Genomic DNA, 3869 nt, shown 5'->3' on the forward strand with positions numbered 1-3869 from the left:
CTTTATAGTGCGTTAAAGGGGTTATTTCATGCATTAAAAAAGGTTTTAAAAGATAGAAGTAAGGTCTTGCGTTAAAACGTTTTAACAAATTAATCAGGTGGTTTTTCTTTAAGAGATCTTTAAAAAACTTTAAATAAATTGAGAATCAGATTACCCCTTCGCTTTTATAATTAAATTAACTTTATTGCCCTCGCTAATATACATAAAATTTTTTTATTTTTTATCTTTATAGGGATCAAACATAATTTAAAAAATGTATATATCAATTGTATAATAAAGATGTATATAAAGATATATATAAAATAATAAAAATACTGAATATACATGTACAAAAAGACTATAATAATCACTAAATTTAGGGGATGGTATTTAGTTACTCCCCCGCTTTTTGTTTATTTTTATTTTTCTACACTTTCTACGGTTTTTGATTAGATTAAATGTAAATAGAGCCCCGCCCGTAGAGCTATTTTGATATGTAAAGCGTAATTTCTAAGCATTAGCTCTATTTCGGTTTATTTTAAATATTTCCTAGATTTGTTAAAATTTAGATGTTCAAGTTATAAGGTAATTTTTATAAATTTCATAAAAAATGGGGTATAAGCCTTTGGGAGGAAATTTTGAAATCACAGAATAAACATAACAAGATGATTCAGGCATGGATAAACCCTCTTTCTATGCGATCAATGATATTATCGAAGGGCTCTGGGGAGAAAATTGAACTTGCTTTGTTGGTTAGCGATCTATGTCAAGATAGTCAGAGTTCTACTGACGCCATTGAAGCTATTGTGAAAAGATACAATAAACTCTCTACTAAGGATCTGAGTATATCTTTTGCACCTGCAGAAGAAAGTATTATTCTAGAGAAGATTATCTGGCCGTTAAAATCCGCCAAACAGGCTTTCTGTCTCGCAGATTTCCTTGGATGTATAGCCTTGTGTGGCATAGTCTGTGAGATGGCTATTATATTTATATACAAACTTTTAGCTAGCAATTTGAATATTAATAGCCTCAACGCTGAGGACGAGGTACTCTTTTTCGACGAAGATAATAGAAAGCATCATGAGAAGTTGACTCAGGACCAGCGGATCAAAAAGTTGAAAGAGAAAAAGTTTTATGTCATTTCAGATGAACGTTTGAGTGATGCAAATACTGTCCGAAAAATTAGGCGGGAATATCTTCACTTTCTCAGCAAGGATTATGCGAAGTTAGAAGAGGATGCTTATAAGACATATAAATCAGCGTTTCGAGTAATCAAGTCTTTAGTCGAACTGCCACTAGGAAAATCGGGGGGATTGGCAATCCCATTTCATTTAAAGTCTTACTTGGAGTCTAAAGGAGTATTCTCATCCAATAGTGTATAACAGTGTGTTTGTGATTCGCTCACCCAATAGTCAAATTGAAAATATAGCAACTTTGAAAAAAGGTTTTTTAGGGTGTATGAAAATAAAAATATATATAAAGTTAAGTTAATTGATCGAGTAAAAGACAGATTCTATTTGTATATTATTAGTATAGTACTATTTATCTTCTAAATAGTCTTTTAATCCAACTAGATCTCTGGTATGTTAATTGCTCTTCTAGTAATTTAACTTTTGTTTTTAGTTCTTCATTTATTTGTTTTAGAATTTCTACTTATTTTTCATATTTACCTAAACTGTTTTTGTTGCAGCGCTTTAACAAATTAATCAGGGGTTTTTTCTTTTATCTTTAAGAGATCTTTAAAAAACTATAAATAAGTTGGGAATTAGATTTCCCCTTCGCTTTTATTATCAAATTACCTTTATTGCTCTCGCTAATATACATAAATTTTTTTTATTTTTTAAAATAAACTTTTTTACACTCAAAACAATACATAACACTAACATTTTTATAAGTTCTCACTAATATTATCTCCTTTTTATCATATCTAATTACTTTATATATACTATCTATCTATACTTCTCTATATTATTAGCATACACCCACTCCCATTTAGATTTGCTATTATATGGTATGGACTTAAAACCTTAGCGTTTCACCTGAAACGCATCTCCTTTTATATTAACTTTTATACTTAATCCTATTTACTTATATCATCTCCTATATGATAAATAATTATTACTTATATGATTTACTTATATTTTTCTACATTATTAGCATATAATTTAGATAATTTAATCGCTAAATTTAGGGTTTGGTTTCTAATTCTTACTTTGGATTAATATGAGATTCTCTATTTTTATTTTTCTGCATTTTTTATGGTTTTTGGTTGGATTAAATGTAAATAGAATCCCCGCCATAGAGCGATTTTGATATATAGAAGCTGCGCGAGCGGGGTTCGAACCAGTGTTATAAGTTTGAAAAGCTCATGTCCTACCACTTAGAATTGAAAAGAGATCAGAAAAATAAAATGGCTTACTCTGGCTTGTAAGCAATTAAATTAAGCACACCACCCAAAAACAATAATTGAGTATATACCAGTAGGTCACAGATCTTCTTACAAAACAATTGCTTTGGGAATATGGTAATTAATCCACGATTTATTAAGTTAATTATGCGGGAATAACCTCCTATATAGGGATATATTCTATACTGTAGACCAGCTCTACGAAGTTCTCTTAAGTATTTCCATAAACGATAAACATGTTCGTTAATACCCATCTTTATCTCTGTGCAATCTAATTCAACACTCTTGACCAGTCCTGCTACAGGTTCATTGATTATAACTACCTGTCCTTGTGGCTTTAACACTCTAGAAACCTCTTTTAAAGTAATAGAAATATTTGAGCTATGATGTAGAGTTGCAGAGATAAAAACTAAATCAAATATTTGATCACGAAATGGAAGAGCATTCATATTACCACAAACTCTTTCGAAGTAAATATTTTCACGGTCTATATATATATCACTTGTTAACAAACCTACATACTTTGTTAATAGAATATCTAAACCTACTGCGTAGCAGCCTTTCCGAGAAAGAAAGCGGGTAGCCCAGCATCGACCTGATCCTAGATCCAAAACTGCCTCTTTACCATTTAAGTTTAACTTTGAAAACATGTAATGGAAATTTTCTGCCTGACTTTTCCACGCAGTTTTATGTTCACCAATAGCATCAGGAAGAGAGAGCATAAGTTCATCTGTGTTGACGACTGCTTTCTCTAAAGCAGTCCATCCTTTCTGCTCATTTATAATCTCAGAGCTGGGATTAATGAGTAAATTTACGATTCCATTGTTGATTTCATAACTTTTTCCACAATCTTGGCATTTAATATAACCCTCTCTTATTTCTATATGGTTTTCATTGGTTATATAAACAATCAGGTTTTCTTTATAACAGACAGGACATCGTAATAAGCTAATTAATTCTTCTCTCATTAATTCTTTAAATCTGAAATAAAATAATAAAAAATAGACTTTTTACATTGTATTAAAATTTCATAATTTATTCATGTATATAGATGCATTTATCTTTCTGTAATCCAACTTATATTATTATAATATATCGTTCACAATGTACATTTATAGTTTTTAATTTTCTTATGTTCTTCATCTTCTGGTTTCAAGTCAAGTCTTGGATTGAATTTAGATGGTTTTATATCGATTATTTTAAGTTTTTTTATTTTTCCCGTTCACGATTTAAATTTATACCCCCTCAATCTAATTCCCGAAAATTAAAGCGAGACTTCCGTGCGGTCTAGGGAGATAAAGCTACAGCTATTTAATATACTATTCCCCTTTTTATAAAAATGTATGCATTTTAGAAGAAAATGTCGTCTCTTTAAAACTAAGTAAAGTATAGATATCGTTTGAGTAAATTCTTAATATAATCTTTTTCGTTTGTTATTTTAGAGCGCGTTTAAGGGGCTATTTTGTGCGTTTCTAGAAGTTAA

The 3869-nt window shown here is 30.1% G+C and carries 2 protein-coding genes; one reads left to right on the top strand and one right to left on the bottom strand.

Features of this window, described 5'->3' with window-relative positions; all coding sequences use genetic code 11:
• Positions 1-617: 617 nt before the first annotated feature.
• The gene (locus tag KKC53_04235) at positions 618-1361 is read left to right on the top strand and encodes a hypothetical protein (GenBank protein ID MBU2598374.1); all 744 of its coding nucleotides are present in this window, start codon (positions 618-620) and stop codon (positions 1359-1361) included.
• 1033 nt (positions 1362-2394) lie between these two features.
• Here the strand turns inward: KKC53_04235 and KKC53_04240 are convergent.
• Positions 2395-3354: a methyltransferase domain-containing protein gene (locus tag KKC53_04240; GenBank protein ID MBU2598375.1), complete on the bottom strand. Its 960-nt coding sequence runs from the start codon at positions 3352-3354 to the stop codon at positions 2395-2397.
• Positions 3355-3869 lie beyond the last annotated feature (515 nt).

This window comes from Actinomycetota bacterium, assembly GCA_018830725.1.
Classification (GTDB): domain Bacteria; phylum Actinomycetota; class Humimicrobiia; order JAHJRV01; family JAHJRV01; genus JAHJRV01.

Excerpts from the sequence above, each read along its gene's own strand:
- KKC53_04240 (MBU2598375.1), bottom strand. The coding sequence starts at position 3,354 with ATGAGAGAAGAATTAATTAGCTTATTACGATGTCCTGTCTGTTATAAA.